Here is a 15,443-nt window from a genome sequence, read left to right as displayed (position 1 = left end):
CAGCCGTTGGGGCGGCCTCTGTCCGCCAACCAGGTCTGGTCGATGGACTTCGTGTTCGACCGGACGGCCGAAGGGCGTGTCATCAAGTGCCTGACGGTGGTGGACGACGCCACGCACGAGTCGGTTGCCATCGTGCCCGAACGCGCCATCGGCGGCCACGCGCTGACGCGCATCCTCGACCGACTCGCCCTGGAGCGAGGCTTGCCGCAGGCGATCCGCACCGACAACGGCAAGGAGTTCTGCGGCCGGGCGATGCTGACCTGGGCACATGCGCGTGGCGTGAGGCTGTTTCTGATCCAGCCTGGCAAGCCCAACCAGAACGCCTACATCGAATCGTTCAACGGTCGCTTGCGGGACGAGTGCCTGAACGAGCACTGGTTCGTCAGCCTGGCGCATGCCAGGACGGTGATCGAGGCGTGGCGGCGCGAATACAACGAGGAGCGACCTAAGAAATCGCTGGGTGGGCTGACGCCTTCGGCCTACGCCAGGCAACTGGCCGGCAAATCGGCTACATTAACCCCCGGACTCTAAAGCCGAGTGCTACTGAAAACCGGGGGGACGTCGCGGGAACAAAGACACTCGCATATCCGAGTGCCTCCATACAAGAATCGTAATATCGGGAACGGTTACTTTCATTGCCATCAGTGGTTGTTGTCTTAGGCTCAGGTGCGAGTATCCCACCGGACGTTGTGCAGCTCACTTTGTTCGCGTCACCATAGCAGTCGGTGGTTCTTCTGTTACCGAAGCCCCCTCCACTAGTTGAAGTAATGACTTGAGCAAAAGGATATGTTGAAGCCGCCTCACGCTCACATCTCAAGCTATCTATTTTTCTTTCAGACTCATTCGCGGGACGTCCATTTTTCATGGTCACCCAATTTCCATTAGCACATCCTGTCATTGAAACAACTATGTAGAAGAGAAGAGCACTTGATAGAAAGCTGTTCATAACATGGTCCTAACAGTGATTCGCCGGACCCCAGCGGTCCGAACATTTCTTGATATTTGAGACAGCCATTCTCGCCACTAACCAGTTGATCGACAAGGTGTCGTTGCGACTTCGGTCTTACGCCATGAAAAAAGGGGGGGGGCAGATGGTAAGGCTCAGAGCGTCTCCATCAGAACGGCCGCTTTGGCCGACATGAGCTGTTGGTGTCTTCCTCTCCAAGAGGCCGCTTTGGGTCGATAGTACGCACTCGCTGATCAGGCAAGCGGACGCTCACCATAAGTAGGGGCCATTCCCGTGCAGGATCGCGATACTCAACCCCTCGACTCAAGGGTGTGCTGGGTCGCGCTCCGCAACAAAACGCGCAACGAACGCCCCCTCATAGCCCGCTGGCAGGGGGATGCTGACACGATGGCCGCTGCCCGGCGCGACGTCGACCGGGGTGCTGTCCCTGCCGTGCAGGGTCGTGACCGTCAGTTCCAGGTTGCCCTGGGGATGGATCAGTTCGATGCGGTCGCCGACCGAAAAGCGGTTCTTCACGTCGATCTCGGCGCGGCCTTCCGCGTCATACCCCATGACATCGCCGACATACAGGCTGCGGTCTGATTCGGAATGGCCGCGCAGGTAGCTCTGGTATTCGCGGTCAGGATGGCGTTCGTAGAAACCACCGGTGTAGCCGCGGTTGGCCAGGCCATCGAGCTCGCGCAGCAGGGTCGGGTCGAGCGGCCGGCCGGCGACGGCGTCGTCGATGGCCTGGCGATAGGTCTGGCAGGTGCGCGCGACGTAGTAAGGCGACTTGGTGCGGCCTTCGATCTTGAGCGAGTCGACGCCGATTTCGGTCAGCCGCTGCACGTGCTCGATGGCGCGCAGGTCCTTCGAGTTGAGGATGTAGGTGCCGTGCTCGTCTTCCTCGATCGGCATGTGGCTGCCGGGGCGCTCCCGCTCTTCGATCAAGTACACGTCGCCGTCCGGCGCGACCTTGCCGGGCTGGACGGCGTATTCCCAGCGGCAGGAGTTGGTGCAGGCGCCCTGGTTGGGGTCCCGGTGGTTGAAGTAGCCCGACAGCAGGCAGCGGCCGGAATAGGCGATGCACAGCGCGCCATGCACGAAGACTTCCAGTTCCATGTCCGGGCATTCCTGGCGAATCTCGGCGACCTGGTCGAGCGAGAGTTCGCGCGACAGGATGACGCGGCGGATGCCGAGTTTTTTCCAGAACCGCACCGCGGCGTAGTTGACGGTGTTGGCCTGCACCGAGAGATGGACGGGCATGTCGGGCCAGGTTTCGCGAATCATGTCGATCAGGCCCGGGTCGGCCATGATCAGCGCGTCCGGCTTGAGCGCGATGACCGGCGCCATGTCGGCCAGGTAGGTCTTCAGCTTGCTGTTGTGCGGGAAGATGTTGCTGACGACATAGAACTGCTTGCCCTGGCGGTGCGCGTATTCGATGCCGATCCCCAGCGCCGCCTCGTCGCGGAAGCTGTTGTTGCGAACGCGCAGGCTGTAGCGCGGCTGGCCGGCATACACCGCGTCGGCGCCGAAGGCGAGCGCCGTTTCCAGCATGACTTGCGAGCCGGCGGGCGCCAGCAGTTCGGGTTGGCGTATCTTGGGTTTCACGTGGATGTACCGGGTTCGGGTTTGCTGTGCGCGGCGGCCAGCATGGCCTGGCGTGTGGCCGGGGTTTCCAGGCTGATGCGGCCAAGCGTGCCGCTGCGGTAGTCGGTGAGCAGGATCATCGCGGCCTTTTCCAGGTCGAGCTCGCCGCCGCGCCCCTTGAGGATGCAGCCGCGTTTCTTCGCCACCGCTTCCAGCACGCCGGTGGCGTCGAGATCTTCGAGATTGAAACCGTAGCGCGCCTTCAGCAGACCAGGATAACGTTCGAGCAGGATGCCGGCGAGGAAGATCGCCACCTCCTCGTCGATCACCGCGTTGCGGCCGATCGCGTGGCTGGCGGCGAGCATGAAACCGTCGGCATCGTGCTCGATTTTCGGCCAGGTCATGCCCGGCGTGTCGACCAGGATCAGGCGCGGCGACAGGTTGATGCGCTGCTGCGACTTGGTCACCGCCGGCTCGTCGCCCACCGCGGCCACCTTGCGCTTGACCCAGGTGTTCATGAGGGTGGATTTGCCGACGTTGGGGATGCCCATGATCATCAGCCGCAGCGGCTTGATGGTGTCGTCGCGGTGCGGCGCGAGCTTTTGCGCGAGCCCGGCAAGCTTGGCGACGTCGCCCGGCTTCTTGGCGGAGATCGCCACCGCCTTCACGCCGGGCTGCCTGTTGTAGTAGTCGATCCAGGCGCGGGTCGCCTCGGGGTCGGCGAGGTCGACCTTGTTCAAGAGCTTCAAGCAGGGGCGCTGCCGGTGCGCGCGCAGCTCGTGGATCATCGGGTTGCTGCCGGCTTCGGGCAGGCGCGCGTCGAGCACCTCGACCACCACGTCGATCTGCGCCATCGTTTCCGCGGCCTTCTTGCGCGCGGTGGTCATGTGACCGGGGAACCACTGGATCGGCATGTCGTTCGGGTGTCAGGTGATGGGAAGGCGAACCGGCGTCAGCCCGCGCCGCCGCCGCTGCCCACGCCGTGCGCGGCCTGCAACACCAGCGCGTCGAAGTCGGCCGCGCTCATCAGGCCTCTTTCGGCGACGATGTCGCGCACCGGGCGGCCGGATTTTTCCGATTCCTTGGCGACCTCGGCGGCCTGGTTGTAGCCAATCTGCGTGTTGAGCAGGGTGGCGAGCGCGACGCTCTGGTGGATGAAGAAGGCGCAGCGCTCACGGTTGACGATAATCCCCTTGAGGTTCTTCTCGGTCGCGGCGTTCATTGCGTTGGTGAGCCAGTCCATGGCGTCGAATAGCGCGCTGCCCAGCGCCGGCATCATCACGTTCAATTCCATCTGGCCGGCCTGCACCATGTAGGAAACCGCCGCGTCCTGCCCCAGCACCTGGAAGCAGACCTGGTTCAGCATCTCGAACATCACCGGGTTGACCTTGCCCGGCATGATGCTGGAGCCCGGCTGCACCGGCGGCAGCTGGATTTCGCCCAGCCCGGTGCGCGGGCCGCTGGCGAGCAGACGCAGGTCGTTGGAGATGCGCGTGAGTTCGAGCGCGAGGTTGCGGATTTCGCCGGACAGCCGCGCGAGGTCGTGCATCGACTGCATCTGCGCGACGAGCTGGCCGACCTTGATCGGTTCGCCGGTGAGCTTCGCCAGCTCGGCGGCGGCGCGCGCCGGATAATCGGGCGAGGTGTTGAGCCCGGTGCCGGCGGCCGAACCGCCGAGACCGATTTCGCACAGCGCCGGGCGCACCGACTCCAGCGCCGCGGCGCAGCGGGCGAGCGTCCAGGCGTAGCCGGCGAATTCCTGCCCCAGCGTGGTCGGCACCGCGTCCTGCAGGTGGGTGCGGCCGGATTTGACCGTGTCCTTTTCGCGCTCGGCCAGCCGCGAGAACTCGGCAGTCATCGCATGCACCGCCGCAACGAGGCGCGGCAGCTTGGCCAGCACGGCGAGGCGGATCGCGGTGGGAATGGTGTCGTTGGTCGACTGCCCCATGTTGACGTCGTCGTTGGGGTTGACCGGCTTGTAGGCGCCTTTTTCGCCGCCCAGCGCGACGTTGGCGAGGTTGGCGATCACCTCGTTGCTGTTCATGTTGTGGCTGGTGCCGGCGCCGGCCTGGAAGCGGTCTACTACAAATTGATCGAGGTGCTCGCCGGCAAGGATTTTCTCGCAGGCGGCGGCGATGGCGTCGCGCTTCTGCTCCGGCAGCCAGCCGGGCTGGCAGTTGGCATGCGCGGCGGCGAGCTTGATGCGCACGTGCGCTAGTACGAAATCCCTATCCGGCCGACGACCCGAAATGGGAAAATTGGCCACGGCACGTGAGGTTTGTGCGCCATACCAGGCATTCTGGGGAACCCGGACTTCGCCAAGTGAGTCTGTCTCGATGCGGAATTCATTCATGGTGGAAAAACCAATGCAGACGTTACAAAGAGCTCGATTTTATCCGATGTGGCTGGCCGGGTTGGTGCTGGCACTGATGGCGTCGTGGACGCAGGCGGCGGATTTCAGGGTGACCGACACCGAAGGCAAGGTGCATACGCTGTCGGGCTACAAGGGCAAATGGGTGCTGGTGAATTACTGGGCGACCTGGTGCCCGCCCTGTCTGGAGGAAATCCCCGATCTGATTGCGCTGCACGAGAACAAGAAAAACAACCTCGTCGTCATCGGCGTGGCGCTCGATTACCGCAATGCCAAGCAGGTGACCGATTTTGCCGACGGCCTGCTGGTCAATTACCCCATCGTGCTGGGCAACGCGCAGATCGTGAACCAGATCGGGCCGGTGCGGGGCTTGCCGACCACCTATCTGTACAATCCGGACGGCAAGATGGTCGCCCAGCAAGTGGGGGCGATCACCCGCGCCGCAGTGGAAAACTATATCGCCGGCAAAACGGCCAATTCCAAGAAGTAAGCTAAGTCCGCAATATCGAGGAGACACCATGCGCCAAATGCTTATCGCGTTCTTGCTGCTGTTCACTGCGCCGACCTGGGCGGAAACGCGCGATCCGACCAACCATTTCTTTCAGCCCAAATTCGGCGACTTCAAGGCCGAACTCGATGCCGCCAAGCAGCAAGGAAAAAAAGGCATCTTCATGTTTTTCGAGATGGACGAATGTCCGTTTTGCGAGCGCATGAGAGCCACCGTCCTCAACCAGGCTGAAGTGCAGGATGCCTACCGGGCGCAATTCCTGCTGTACCCGATGGACGTCAACGGCGACACCGAGATGACCGATTTCCAGGGCAATCACACCACCGAAAAGGCCTTTGCCTTCAGCCACCGCGTGCGTGCGACGCCGACACTGCTGTTCTTCGACCTCGACGGCAAACTGATCACGCGCCACACCGGCCCCACCAAGGACCCGGCCGAATTCCTGCTGCTCGGGAAATACGTGGCCGAGGGCGCGTACGCCAGCCAGCCCTTCACCAAATACAAGCAAGGCAAATGAAGCGGGGGGCATGGGCCGCTCTGCTGGCATGCGCGCTGTCCGCCGCCGCGTCGGCCGAGCGGCTGACGCTGGATGAGGCGCTGGCGAGCGTGGCGGCGCCTCACCCCGACCGCCGGGTGGCCGAAAGCGCATTGGCGCTGTCGCGCGCAGATCGCGAGCAGGCGGCGAGCCGCCAGGACTTCAGTCTGTTTCTCGACGGCAGCCTGCGAACCGGGCGGCGCCCGGACGGCGACTGGAAGCCGGACAACATCGGCCGTATCGTCGCGCGCAAGCCGCTGTTCGATTTCGGCCGCAGCAGCCAGGCCATCGCGGCGGCGGATCGGGATGTCGCGGCGCGCCAGGCGGAATTGCTCAACGTCGAGAGCCTGCGCCGCATCGATATCATGGCGCGTTACTTCGATGTGCTGCTGGCCGACATGCAGTCCGCCGCCGACAGCGAATTCGTCGCCGTGGCCTATGTGTCGTGGGACAACGCGCGGGACCGCTTCGAAGTGGGCCAGATCAGCCAGCCCGACCTGCTGCGGCTGGAAGCCGAATACCAGGATCTTCGCGAACGCCGCAACGCCAACCAGCAGCGCATGCGCAGCACGCGGCAGAAACTCGCGCACGCGATCAACCGCCCCGGAAAACTGCCCAGCGAACTGGCCGATCCGGCCTTGGCGGACAACGCCCGGCCGCTACCCGAATACGAATCCCTGCTGCCCTGGGTGATGGAGAAGAATCCGCGCGTGCTGGCGCTGCAGGCGCAGGTGGCGGCGGCGGATGCGCGGCTTGCGGCGGTTCGCGCCGAGCGCAATCCGCTGCTCGACGCCGAGGTGGTCGGCGGCGGCTATAGCCGCGAATCGAGCACACGCGACGGGCTTAGCGCCGGACTGGTATTCAACATTCCGCTGTATCAGGGCGCGCGCGTGGATTCCCGGGTGGCGCGCGAACTGGCGCAGAAGGAACGCAGCGTCGCCGAACTGGAAAAACTCAAACTCGAGCTGGCGGACACCCTGCTTGCCACCCTGCAGGAAATCGAATGGCTGCGCGATAGCGGCCGTCCCGCCGCCGGCAAGCAGATCGAATACCGCGACTGGGCGCTGGAGCGCTCGCGTGCGGAATACGAACTCGAAATGAAGACCAATCTGGGCACCAGCATGGCCGAAACGCAAATGGCGCAGCTGCGCCGCAAGCAGGTGGAATACCGCCTGGCGCTGGCGCTGGCGCGGCTGGAGGCATTGTCCGGCGGCAGTTTGCCGCCTGTTGAGGGAGCACGGAAATGAAGCAGAGCATCGTGGCCGGAGCGCTGGCCGGCTGGTGGCTGGCGGCAGCCAGCCCGCTATGGGCGGCAGACAAGGTCGAACTCACTACCCGTGTGTCCGGGGTGGTGGACGAGGTGCTGGTCAAGCCCGGCCAGCGCGTCAAGAAAGGCGCGGTGCTGCTGCGGCTGGACAAGACAGTTTTGCAGGCGCGTTTCGATGAGGCGACGGCGGAGCATGCGCGCGCGCAGGCCGACGAAGCGGATGCCCGGCGCGAACTCGACCGGGCGGAGGAGTTGTTCAACCGCACCGTGTCGTCGACCACCGAGCTCGACGCGGCGACGCTGCGTCACGCGCGTGCGCAGGCGGCCGTGTCTGTCGCGCAGGCGCGCCGCACGATTGCGCAAAAGAACCTGAGCGACGCGGAGCTCAAAGCACCGTTTGCAGGGGTGGTCAGCGCGGTGCCGGGCGCGCCCGGTACCGTGGTGGCGGCGGACTGCCAACCGAAGCCCCTGGTCGTCCTGGACTCCGGGCGCCCATAAGCCACCTGCGCCGGGCGAGCCGCCCGGCGTTCAGTCGCCCATGCGTTGCGCCACGCCGGCTTCCATTTCCGCCGCCTGGCGCGGCGAGGCCACGGCGGCAATCACCTTGCGGCACACGGGTAAAACAGTCTTGAATCCGGCAAGATCCTGTACCTCGCTCATCTGCCTGTAGGCCGGGGATTTGGTTCCCACCAGCGCAGCCATGAACTCCAGTACATAGGCTTGTACTTCCGCCAGGTTTACGGTGCTTGGCGCCGGTGCGCTGACGGCTGCCGCGGCATGAGCTGCCGTCATGTTGCGCAAGGGCTGGATGAAGCCGTTTTGCAGCAGCTCATTCACCATGGTTTCCAGTTCGGCACAATTGGGCAGCTTGCTGCGCAATTCGCCAAAAGAAATACCGTTCCCCACGCTGAACAGAATCTGCCGGTGCCGGGGCCGCAACGTATGGCCCAGGTTGAAGATTTCCTCCTGCCCCTTGAGCGTGCGGGACAATTGCATCGTCATTTCCATGCTCGCCTCCATTATTGTGATACAGGTCATGGCCTGTGCCCGTTGCGCTGCATAGCCTGTGCCAGCACAGGGCGAATGCGCGGCCTTGTCGAAACACAAGGGTTTCAGAGTGCTTGAGCAGCTGCGGCGGGGAAAGGAAGAACGGCCGGGGTGATGGAAACGTGACAGAGCGTTGAGATTTCGCCGGGCAACTCAGGCGTCTTTACGCGTCCGGGGAGAGCGTCAGCTGCGGGAGCCGATGGATGCGTCTGCCGACTTCGTGGCGGGGAGATAATCCCAGTGGCGTTTCCAGGCGCCCACCACCAGATTCGGGTATTCCGGGCGGCCCAGGCTGCCGTTGTAGCGCCCCAGCGCGCGGAACAGGTCGCCGCGTTCGATGTCAATATAGTGGCGCAGGATCAGCGCGCCGTAGCGCAGATTGGTGCGCAGCTGGAACAGGTTGTGGTCGGGATTGCCGATGGTCTTGACCCAGAACGGCATCACCTGAGTATAGCCGCGCGCACCCACCGGCGATACGGCGTATTTGCGAAAACCGCTTTCCACCTGGATCAGGCCGAGCATCAATTGCGGGTCGACGCCGGCACGCGAAGCTTCCCAGTGCAGGGTGGTGAGGAATTCCAGCCGCTCGGCCTCGTCCGGCATGCGCTTGGCGAGCCGGCGCGACATGTCCTTCAGCCAGGCCGCCTCGTCGGCGACATTGCGAAATGCGGTGCGGGTGACGGCGGTGTCCGCCAGCGCACGCTGCAGGGACGAGCGCACATTGGCCGACATCGCTTCCTCGCGCTGTCCGCCCGCGTGCGCGGGCAGGGCAAGCAGGGCAGCAATCAGCAGTCCGGTGTGCGTCGTTTTTTTCATGTCAGTGCCCCAGCAATCCCGTCAAAAATTCCGTGGCGCCGGCCAGCGCGATTTTTTGCGCTTCGCCGCTTTGATCCGCCGCAGCGCGGCGCGGCTGGTATTCGACGATGCCGTCCTTGAGTCCGCGCTCGCCCACGGTGACGCGATGCGGAATGCCGATCAGCTCGGCGTCGGCGAACATCACGCCGGGGCGCTCGTCGCGGTCGTCCAGCAGCACATCGAAGCCGGCGGCGGTCAGTTCAGCATACAACGACTCGGCGGCGGTTTTAACCAGCTCGCTCTTGCCGTAGCCGATCGCCACAATCACCAGCAAGAACGGTGCCATGGACTTCGGCCAGACGATGCCGCGCTCGTCGTGGTACTGCTCGATGGCCGATGCCACGATGCGCGACACGCCGATGCCGTAGCAGCCCATTTCCATGGCCTGGGCCTTGCCGGCCTCGTCCAGATAGGTGGCATCCATCGCCTGCGAATACTTGCTGCCAAGCTGGAATACATGGCCGACCTCGATGCCGCGGCACAGTTGCAGGCTGCCTTTGCCGTCGGGGCTGGGATCGCCGGTGACGACATTGCGTATATCGGCCACGCTATCCGGTTCCTGCAGGTCGCGGCCGAAATTGACCCCGGCCAGGTGGAATTTCGGCTTGTTCGCGCCGCAGACGAAGTCGCTCATCGCCGCGACCGTGCGGTCGGCGACGACCCTGATCTTGTTGCGATCGATCCCGACCGGCCCCAGAAAGCCGGGCGGGCAATCGAAGGCCGCGCGAATTTCGGCCTCGTTCGCCAGGCGGAAATCGGCGAGGCCTTCGAGCTTGCCGAGCTTGACCTCGTTCAGCATGTGGTCGCCGCGCAGCAGCACGACGATCATCCGCTCGTCCGCCATGACCGCGATGAGCTTGACGGTACGGGCCAGCGGAATGCCGAGCAGGGCGGCAACGTCCTCGCAGGTCGTCTGCTTCGGCGTGTCCACCTCGCGCAGGGTTTCCTGCGGCGCGGCGCGCGGCGTGGCGGGGGCGAGCGCCTCGGCCAGCTCGACGTTGGCGGCATAGTCGGAATCCGGGCAATACGCGATCAGGTCTTCGCCGGAATCGGCCAGCACATGGAATTCGTGCGAGGCCGAGCCGCCGATGGCGCCGGTGTCGGCGGCCACCGCGCGGAAGGTCAGCCCCAGGCGCGAGAAGACGCGGGTGTAGGCGTCGTACATCGTCTGGTAGGTGGCAGCGAGGCTGTCGCGGCCGGCGTGGAAGGAATAGGCGTCCTTCATCAGGAATTCGCGCGCGCGCATGACGCCGAAGCGCGGGCGGATCTCGTCGCGGAACTTCATCTGGATCTGGTAGAAGTTGACCGGCAACTGGCGATAGCTCTTGATTTCGCGGCGCGCGACGTCGGTGATGACTTCCTCGTGGGTGGGGCCGAAGCAGAAGTCGCGCTGGTGGCGGTCCTTGATCTTCAGCATCTGCGGGCCGAACACCGCCCAGCGCCCGGTTTCCTGCCACAGTTCGGCCGGCTGCACCGCCGGCATCAGGAGTTCGATCGCGCCGGCGCGGTTCATCTCCTCGCGCACCACCGCCTCGACCCGGCGCAGTACCCTGAGGCCGAGCGGCATCCAGGTATACAGCCCCGATCCCAGGCGCTTGATGAGGCCGGCGCGCAGCATCAGCTTGTGGCTGACGAGTTCGGCTTCGGACGGGGCTTCCTTGGTGGTGGAAATGAAGAACTGGCTGGCGCGCATGGTGAGGCAATCAAAACGAAAAGCGGCATTTTAGCGTGCGGACGTGTAATCTTTCGCGCTCGATTTTTGCGATGGGGCGGCCATGCGCTTGAGATTTGGGAAACGCCGGGCGGACGACGGCGGACTGGAAGTGACCGAGGAGCGCGGCCTGCGCACGCTGCACCTGGGCAGCCGCGCGATCCAGAGCGCGATGCGCGTGAGTCGGCCGTGGGATCTGGAACTGGCCTACACCCGCGCGATGATGGGCTTCCTGATGTTCAATCCGCTGCCGCAGGAGGTGCTGATGATCGGCCTCGGCGGCGGCTCGCTCGCCAAGTTCATCCGCAAGCAGCGGCCGCAGACGCGCATCACCGCGGTGGAGATCGATCCGCGGGTGATCGCCGCCGCCCGCACGCATTTCGAATTGCCGCCGGACGACGCGGCGCTCACCGTGGTCGAAGCCGACGGCGCGCTGTATGTGCGACAGCATCCCGGCAGCGCCGACGTCATCCTGCTCGACGGCTTCGACGCCGGCAATCAGGTGGAGGCGCTGGCGACCCAGACGTTTTATGCAGCCTGCCGCCGCGCGCTCAAGCCGGGCGGCGTGCTGGCGGTCAATCTATGGGGACGCGACAAGGCGTTTCCCGAGTATTTCGCGCGTCTTTCGCGCGCGTTCGACGGCGAAGTCGGCTGGATTTCGGTGCAGTACAAAACCAACGTCATCGTGTTTGCGTTTGCCGAGCCGGGGGCGGCAGCCCGGCTCCTCGACGCGCAGCCTCGCCTGGCCGACCTGTCGAAACGCTGGGGGCTCGATTTGCGCGGCTTCGCACGGGATTTTCAGTGGCCGGAGGCCGGCGCGCCCTTGCTCGATTGAATGCGGCCGGGCGGGGCAGCGGGGTTCGACATCGGGTAGGCGCTTTCATCGCCTGGCCCCGAAACGACGCCAGCGCAGTCGAATGTCGTCCCGGAAACCGCCGCATGCAGTGCTGTCCATGCGCCGTGTAGGCGAGGCGGCTGCAGACGGCTTGGAGCGCTCGCTGGAAAATCCAATTAAAACAATGCTTAACGCCTGGTTTCCGGCGCTGGAAGGTTTGCAATTTCCGGCGGGTGTGAAAGAATGCAGGTAATCGAACTTTATTGATGGTGGCGGCCATGATCGACCGAGAAGGGTACCGCCCGAACGTAGGCATTGTATTGTGCAACGCGCGCAACCAGGTTTTCTGGGGCAAGCGCGTCAACCAGCACGCCTGGCAGTTTCCCCAGGGCGGCATCAATGCAGGGGAAACGCCGGAACAGGCCATGTTCCGGGAACTGGAAGAAGAAGTGGGCTTGCAGGCCGAGCATGTGCGTATTCTGGGACGCACGCGCGAGTGGCTGCGTTACGACGTGCCTGCCCATTGGACCCGGCGCGACAGCCGCGGCCTCTACCGCGGCCAGAAGCAGATCTGGTTTTTGCTGCGGCTGACCGGACGCGACAGCGATGTCTCGCTGCGAGCCAGCACTCACCCCGAGTTCGATGCCTGGCGCTGGAACGAGTACTGGGTGCCGATGGATGCGGTGGTCGACTTCAAGCGCGAGGTCTACCGGCTGGCGCTGGAGGAACTCGAACGCTATCTGCACAAGGACGTGCGCTATTTACGCCAGCGTGCGCACCGCCTGTGCGACCGGCGCGGCATGGTGCTGGATCTGCGGTTGAAGCCCTGAAATTCGGGGCAGTGGAGGCGCGATGAAGATACGGATCCATGCCTCAACCACACTGACGAACGCTTCATGCGCCGCTCCTGGAGCCCCCTTGTGGCAGATCGCGCCCACGCGCGATATCGGCGGCAAGCGGTTGACCGACTTCATGATGCTGATCCCGCGTTTGCGCAGCCGACCGCTTGCCGAGATCGAACGCACTTCGCGTGATATTCAGGCCGTACTGGCGCTGCATCAGGATGTGGTGTTTGCCGATCTCAACCTGAAACTGAACCTGCTGTGGGTATCGTTGCGCCCACGATCGGGAGCGATAAGCGAACTGGCGGCGGCGATCCGGCTGCGCGTGCCCGAGGCCGTGCTGGTGGCGCATTACGCCGAACTCCGATAGCCGTCTTGCCATGCCGATCGGGCGAACCCGAGCCATCGGGAGCGCCGTGCGAGCCGAAAAACAAGTGTGGGCGTCACTTCGGCGGCGGTTCAAAGCCCCTGTAAACGGCAGGGAATCCCGCGTCTTTTCAGCGTTTCCTTTTACCCAAAGCAGCAGAATTCGTTAAAATGAGCGATTGCTAATTAACTTAACCTGCTGGAGCAAACATGGCCGTTTCTGAACTTCAGGTGCAAACCGCACTGAAAGAGTTGGTCGATCCCAACACCCACAAGGATTACGTCTCGACCAAATCTGCCCGCAACATCAAGATCGACGGCGGCGCCGTTTCGGTCGATATCCTGCTGGGCTACCCGGCGCAGAGTCAGCTGGCCGTCATCAAGCAGCAGGTCGAAGACGCGCTCAAGACCCTTCCTGGCGTGACCGCCGCCACCGCCAACGTCAGCTTCAAGATCGTTTCGCACAGCGTGCAGCGTGGCGTCAAGCTGATCCCCAACGTCAAGAACATCATCGCCGTGGCCTCCGGCAAGGGCGGCGTCGGCAAGTCCACCACTGCCGTCAACCTGGCGCTGGCGCTGTCTGCCGAAGGTGCCCGCGTCGGCATGCTCGATGCCGACATCTACGGTCCGTCGCAGCCGACCATGCTCGGCATCACCGACAAGCCCGAATCCACCGACGGCAAGAACCTCGATCCCTTGATGGGCCACGGCATCCAGGCGATGTCGATCGGCTTCCTGATCGACGTCGAAACGCCCATGGTGTGGCGCGGCCCGATGGTCACCCAGGCGCTGGAACAGCTGCTCAACAACACCAACTGGAACGACCTCGACTACCTGGTGGTCGACCTGCCGCCCGGCACCGGCGACATCCAGCTGACGCTGGCGCAGCGTGTGCCGGTGACCGGCGCGGTGATCGTCACCACGCCGCAGGACATCGCACTGATCGACGCGCGCAAGGGCCTGAAGATGTTCGAGAAGGTCGGCATTCCCATCATCGGCGTGGTCGAGAACATGAGCCTGCACATCTGCTCGAATTGCGGCCACGAGGAGCGTATCTTCGGCGAAGGCGGCGGCGAGCGCATGTGCAAGGACTACAATGTCGAATTCCTCGGTGCGCTGCCGCTCGACGGCAGCATCCGTGCCGATACCGATTCCGGCAAGCCGTCGGTGGTGTCCGACCCGAACGGCCGCGTGACCGAAATCTACAAGCAGATCGCGCGCCGGGTTGCTGTTAAGATTGGCGAAACCGCGGTGGATCATTCCGCTAAGTTCCCCAACATCGTCATTTCCAATACCTGATGAGCATCAAGTCCGACCGATGGATCCGCCGCATGGCGGTTGAGCATGGCATGATCGAACCGTTCGAACCGGGGCAGATCAAACAGGCCGCTGGCCGATCCATCGTGTCGTACGGCACGTCGAGCTACGGCTACGACGTGCGATGCGCCGACGAATTCAAGCTGTTCACCGACATCAACACCACCATCGTCGACCCCAAGGCCTTCGATCCGAACTCCTTCGTCGAGGTCAAGGGCGATTCCTGCATCATCCCGCCGAATTCCTTTGCGCTGGCGCGCACCGTGGAATATTTCCGCATTCCGCGCAGCGTGCTGACCATTTGCCTCGGCAAGAGCACCTACGCGCGCTGCGGCATCATCGTCAACGTGACCCCGCTGGAACCCGAGTGGGAAGGCCATGTGACGCTGGAGTTTTCCAACACCACCCCCTTGCCCGCGCGCATCTACGCCAACGAAGGCGTGGCGCAGATGCTGTTCCTCGAATCCGACGAAGTGTGCGAAACCTCGTACAAGGACCGTGGCGGCAAATACCAGGGCCAGGTCGGCGTGACCCTGCCGAAAATTTAATCCCCGGGGCGCCGGGGATTCGTATAATCCGCGTTTTTTAATCCGCCCATTCCAACGGCTTCCCTCTGGAGCAGGCCATGCGCTTCCGTTTTCCCGTTGTCATCATTGATGAAGACTTCCGTTCCGAAAATGCTTCGGGGCTCGGTATCCGTGCGCTCGCCGAGGCGATCGAGAAGGAAGGCATGGAGGTGCTGGGCGTCACCAACTACGGCGATCTGACTTCGTTCGCCCAGCAGCAGGCGCGCGCCTCGGCATTCGTGCTGTCGATCGACGACGAAGAACTCGCGGGCACAGCCGAGGATGCGCAGACGGCGCTGCAAAAACTGCGCGCGTTTGTCGAGGAAGTGCGTTTCCGCAACGCCGAGATCCCGATTTTCCTGCACGGCGAAACCCGCACTGCGCGCCATATCCCGAACGACATTTTGCGTGAGCTCAATGGCTTCATCCACATGCTGGAAGACACGCCGGAGTTCCTTGCGCGCTATATCCTGCGCGAAGCGCGGGCCTATCTCGACTCGCTGGTGCCGCCGTTTTTCCGCGCGCTGACCCATTACGCGGCGGATGGCTCGTACTCCTGGCACTGTCCCGGCCACTCGGGCGGCGTGGCCTTCCTGAAGTCGCCGATCGGCCAGATGTTCCACCAGTTCTTCGGCGAGAACCTGCTGCGCGCCGACGTCTGCAATGCGGTAGACGAACTGGGGCAGC

The 15,443-nt window shown here is 63.8% G+C and carries 18 protein-coding genes; 12 read left to right on the top strand and 6 right to left on the bottom strand.

Going from position 1 to position 15,443, the window contains the following annotated elements; all coding sequences use genetic code 11:
* On the top strand, window positions 1-531 hold a 531-nt coding region (locus BGO62_RS01420; protein WP_296638796.1), incomplete at its 5' end, for an integrase core domain-containing protein.
* A gap of 739 nt (window positions 532-1,270) precedes the next feature.
* On the opposite strand, the gene BGO62_RS01415 is transcribed toward BGO62_RS01420, so the two are convergent.
* Genes BGO62_RS01415 through BGO62_RS01405 form a run of 3 tightly spaced genes read right to left on the bottom strand, consistent with a single transcriptional unit; the run spans window position 1,271 to window position 4,889 of the window.
* Complete coding sequence (locus tag BGO62_RS01415) at window positions 1,271-2,503, bottom strand: U32 family peptidase (RefSeq protein WP_296638797.1); 1,233 nt, start codon at window positions 2,501-2,503, stop codon at window positions 1,271-1,273.
* 50 nt (window positions 2,504-2,553) lie between these two features.
* On the bottom strand, window positions 2,554-3,450 hold the full coding sequence (ylqF, locus tag BGO62_RS01410; RefSeq protein WP_296638795.1) for a ribosome biogenesis GTPase YlqF: 897 nt from the start codon (window positions 3,448-3,450) through the stop codon (window positions 2,554-2,556).
* 38 nt (window positions 3,451-3,488) lie between these two features.
* Window positions 3,489-4,889: an aspartate ammonia-lyase gene (locus tag BGO62_RS01405; RefSeq protein ID WP_296638794.1), complete on the bottom strand. Its 1,401-nt coding sequence runs from the start codon at window positions 4,887-4,889 to the stop codon at window positions 3,489-3,491.
* A 13-nt stretch (window positions 4,890-4,902) separates the two neighbouring features.
* On the opposite strand from BGO62_RS01405, the gene BGO62_RS01400 reads away from it, so the two are divergent.
* The 4 genes from BGO62_RS01400 to BGO62_RS01385 are packed head-to-tail and all read left to right on the top strand — an operon-like array spanning window position 4,903 to window position 7,715.
* Window positions 4,903-5,397: a TlpA disulfide reductase family protein gene (locus BGO62_RS01400; RefSeq protein WP_296638793.1), complete on the top strand. Its 495-nt coding sequence runs from the start codon at window positions 4,903-4,905 to the stop codon at window positions 5,395-5,397.
* Window positions 5,398-5,425: 28 nt separating this feature from the next.
* Window positions 5,426-5,932, top strand: a complete 507-nt coding sequence (locus BGO62_RS01395; protein ID WP_296638792.1) for a thioredoxin family protein — start codon at window positions 5,426-5,428, stop codon at window positions 5,930-5,932.
* The gene (locus tag BGO62_RS01390; protein ID WP_296638791.1) at window positions 5,929-7,197 is read left to right on the top strand and encodes a TolC family protein; all 1,269 of its coding nucleotides are present in this window, start codon (window positions 5,929-5,931) and stop codon (window positions 7,195-7,197) included. The genes BGO62_RS01395 and BGO62_RS01390 overlap by 4 nt, the downstream gene beginning before the upstream one ends.
* The gene (locus BGO62_RS01385) at window positions 7,194-7,715 is read left to right on the top strand and encodes an efflux RND transporter periplasmic adaptor subunit (RefSeq protein WP_296638790.1); all 522 of its coding nucleotides are present in this window, start codon (window positions 7,194-7,196) and stop codon (window positions 7,713-7,715) included. Before BGO62_RS01390 ends, BGO62_RS01385 begins: the two co-directional genes overlap by 4 nt.
* A gap of 30 nt (window positions 7,716-7,745) precedes the next feature.
* Here BGO62_RS01385 and BGO62_RS01380 read toward each other — a convergent pair whose 3' ends face one another.
* From BGO62_RS01380 to BGO62_RS01370, 3 genes are all read right to left on the bottom strand, one after another.
* A complete protein-coding gene (locus BGO62_RS01380) occupies window positions 7,746-8,225 on the bottom strand; it encodes a hypothetical protein (RefSeq protein WP_296638789.1) in 480 nt (159 codons plus the stop codon).
* A 222-nt stretch (window positions 8,226-8,447) separates the two neighbouring features.
* Window positions 8,448-9,080: a lytic transglycosylase domain-containing protein gene (locus BGO62_RS01375; RefSeq protein ID WP_296638788.1), complete on the bottom strand. Its 633-nt coding sequence runs from the start codon at window positions 9,078-9,080 to the stop codon at window positions 8,448-8,450.
* Between the two features lies 1 nt (window position 9,081).
* Complete coding sequence (locus BGO62_RS01370; RefSeq protein WP_296638787.1) at window positions 9,082-10,812, bottom strand: proline--tRNA ligase; 1,731 nt, start codon at window positions 10,810-10,812, stop codon at window positions 9,082-9,084.
* Between the two features lie 82 nt (window positions 10,813-10,894).
* Between BGO62_RS01370 and BGO62_RS01365 the strand changes: the two genes are divergently transcribed.
* From BGO62_RS01365 to BGO62_RS01335, 7 genes are all read left to right on the top strand, one after another.
* Window positions 10,895-11,665: a polyamine aminopropyltransferase gene (locus tag BGO62_RS01365; RefSeq protein WP_296638786.1), complete on the top strand. Its 771-nt coding sequence runs from the start codon at window positions 10,895-10,897 to the stop codon at window positions 11,663-11,665.
* A 118-nt stretch (window positions 11,666-11,783) separates the two neighbouring features.
* Complete coding sequence (locus BGO62_RS01360; RefSeq protein WP_296638785.1) at window positions 11,784-11,918, top strand: hypothetical protein; 135 nt, start codon at window positions 11,784-11,786, stop codon at window positions 11,916-11,918.
* Window positions 11,919-11,943: 25 nt separating this feature from the next.
* On the top strand, window positions 11,944-12,495 hold the full coding sequence (locus tag BGO62_RS01355; protein ID WP_296638784.1) for an RNA pyrophosphohydrolase: 552 nt from the start codon (window positions 11,944-11,946) through the stop codon (window positions 12,493-12,495).
* Between the two features lie 88 nt (window positions 12,496-12,583).
* Window positions 12,584-12,877 (top strand): hypothetical protein, encoded by a 294-nt coding sequence (locus BGO62_RS01350; RefSeq protein ID WP_296638783.1) that lies wholly within the window; start codon window positions 12,584-12,586, stop codon window positions 12,875-12,877.
* Window positions 12,878-13,083: 206 nt separating this feature from the next.
* The gene (gene apbC, locus BGO62_RS01345) at window positions 13,084-14,172 is read left to right on the top strand and encodes an iron-sulfur cluster carrier protein ApbC (protein ID WP_296638782.1); all 1,089 of its coding nucleotides are present in this window, start codon (window positions 13,084-13,086) and stop codon (window positions 14,170-14,172) included.
* Window positions 14,172-14,738, top strand: a complete 567-nt coding sequence (gene dcd, locus BGO62_RS01340; RefSeq protein ID WP_296638781.1) for a dCTP deaminase — start codon at window positions 14,172-14,174, stop codon at window positions 14,736-14,738. Before apbC ends, dcd begins: the two co-directional genes overlap by 1 nt.
* Before the next feature lie 77 nt (window positions 14,739-14,815).
* A partial coding sequence (locus BGO62_RS01335) for an Orn/Lys/Arg decarboxylase N-terminal domain-containing protein (RefSeq protein WP_296638780.1) occupies window positions 14,816-15,443 on the top strand: 628 nt, incomplete at its 3' end.

The organism is Thiobacillus sp. 65-1402, from assembly GCF_001897685.1.
Taxonomy (GTDB): Bacteria; Pseudomonadota; Gammaproteobacteria; order Burkholderiales; family Thiobacillaceae; genus Thiobacillus.
The sequence above is the reverse complement of the archived record's forward strand: the minus strand, read 5'-3'. Positions and strand labels throughout refer to the sequence as shown.

Excerpts from the sequence above, each read along its gene's own strand:
- BGO62_RS01415 (WP_296638797.1), bottom strand. The coding sequence starts at position 2,503 with ATGCTGGAAACGGCGCTCGCCTTCGGCGCCGACGCGGTGTATGCCGGC.
- ylqF (WP_296638795.1), bottom strand. The coding sequence starts at position 3,450 with ATGCCGATCCAGTGGTTCCCCGGTCACATGACCACCGCGCGCAAGAAG.
- BGO62_RS01405 (WP_296638794.1), bottom strand. The coding sequence starts at position 4,889 with ATGAATGAATTCCGCATCGAGACAGACTCACTTGGCGAAGTCCGGGTT.
- BGO62_RS01400 (WP_296638793.1), top strand. The coding sequence starts at position 4,903 with ATGCAGACGTTACAAAGAGCTCGATTTTATCCGATGTGGCTGGCCGGG.
- BGO62_RS01395 (WP_296638792.1), top strand. The coding sequence starts at position 5,426 with ATGCGCCAAATGCTTATCGCGTTCTTGCTGCTGTTCACTGCGCCGACC.
- BGO62_RS01390 (WP_296638791.1), top strand. The coding sequence starts at position 5,929 with ATGAAGCGGGGGGCATGGGCCGCTCTGCTGGCATGCGCGCTGTCCGCC.
- BGO62_RS01385 (WP_296638790.1), top strand. The coding sequence starts at position 7,194 with ATGAAGCAGAGCATCGTGGCCGGAGCGCTGGCCGGCTGGTGGCTGGCG.
- BGO62_RS01380 (WP_296638789.1), bottom strand. The coding sequence starts at position 8,225 with ATGGAAATGACGATGCAATTGTCCCGCACGCTCAAGGGGCAGGAGGAA.
- BGO62_RS01375 (WP_296638788.1), bottom strand. The coding sequence starts at position 9,080 with ATGAAAAAAACGACGCACACCGGACTGCTGATTGCTGCCCTGCTTGCC.
- BGO62_RS01370 (WP_296638787.1), bottom strand. The coding sequence starts at position 10,812 with ATGCGCGCCAGCCAGTTCTTCATTTCCACCACCAAGGAAGCCCCGTCC.
- BGO62_RS01365 (WP_296638786.1), top strand. The coding sequence starts at position 10,895 with ATGCGCTTGAGATTTGGGAAACGCCGGGCGGACGACGGCGGACTGGAA.
- BGO62_RS01360 (WP_296638785.1), top strand. The coding sequence starts at position 11,784 with ATGCGCCGTGTAGGCGAGGCGGCTGCAGACGGCTTGGAGCGCTCGCTG.
- BGO62_RS01355 (WP_296638784.1), top strand. The coding sequence starts at position 11,944 with ATGATCGACCGAGAAGGGTACCGCCCGAACGTAGGCATTGTATTGTGC.
- apbC (WP_296638782.1), top strand. The coding sequence starts at position 13,084 with ATGGCCGTTTCTGAACTTCAGGTGCAAACCGCACTGAAAGAGTTGGTC.
- dcd (WP_296638781.1), top strand. The coding sequence starts at position 14,172 with ATGAGCATCAAGTCCGACCGATGGATCCGCCGCATGGCGGTTGAGCAT.